Source organism: Nocardiopsis sp. MG754419, assembly GCF_018207095.1.
In the GTDB taxonomy this organism is placed as follows: Bacteria; Actinomycetota; Actinomycetes; order Streptosporangiales; family Streptosporangiaceae; genus Nocardiopsis.
In genome coordinates this window covers 1-545 of record NZ_QOCZ01000350.1, presented here as the reverse complement: position 1 = coordinate 545, position 545 = coordinate 1, and the positions used below count along the sequence as shown (strand labels likewise).

1 pseudogene is annotated in these 545 nt (G+C 67.3%); it reads right to left on the bottom strand.

Annotated features, from left to right (window positions below):
* Positions 1–327 (bottom strand): annotated as a pseudogene (locus DSY14_RS28075) (hypothetical protein); the annotation flags it as partial.
* Positions 328–545: the final 218 nt, after the last annotated feature.

The following is a 545-nucleotide window of genomic DNA, read 5'->3' as shown; positions in this document are numbered from 1 at the left end:
CCCCTCGTACGGGCTGGTCACGGACGCCACTGAGGGCAGGTCGGCGATCTCGTCCAGGGTGCGGGTCATGGCCTGCTCGACGTCGGCGGCCCGCACGGTGCCGTGGGTGGTGTGCCAGACGATGGTGTCGCTGTCGCCGCCGAGGCGCGGGAAGCCCTCGTCGAGGAGCTGGGTGGCTCGGCTGGACTCGGTCCCCGGGGTCGCATAGTCGTTCGAGTACGCGGATCCTGCGACGGATGCGACGGCGGCGGCGCCCGCGAAGGTGAGAAGCCACAGAAGTACGGCGACAAGGCGGTGCCGGACACACCAGCGCGCGAGGGCTGCCACGAACGTGCTCCCTGGGGAATGGGTGGATCTTTGACCGGGAACAGTCGTGGGCGAACCGAAGGACCCGCAAAGAACGCATGTCTGATGGCCCACACTCTGGCAAACGGAGAAGATCGTTTGCCGTTTTCACGGGTTCCGTCCCAGGAGTGCGAGCCAGGTCACAGGACAGATCGCGGACTCTGTCGCCTCTCCTCACACCCGTGGACACACCCAGGGGC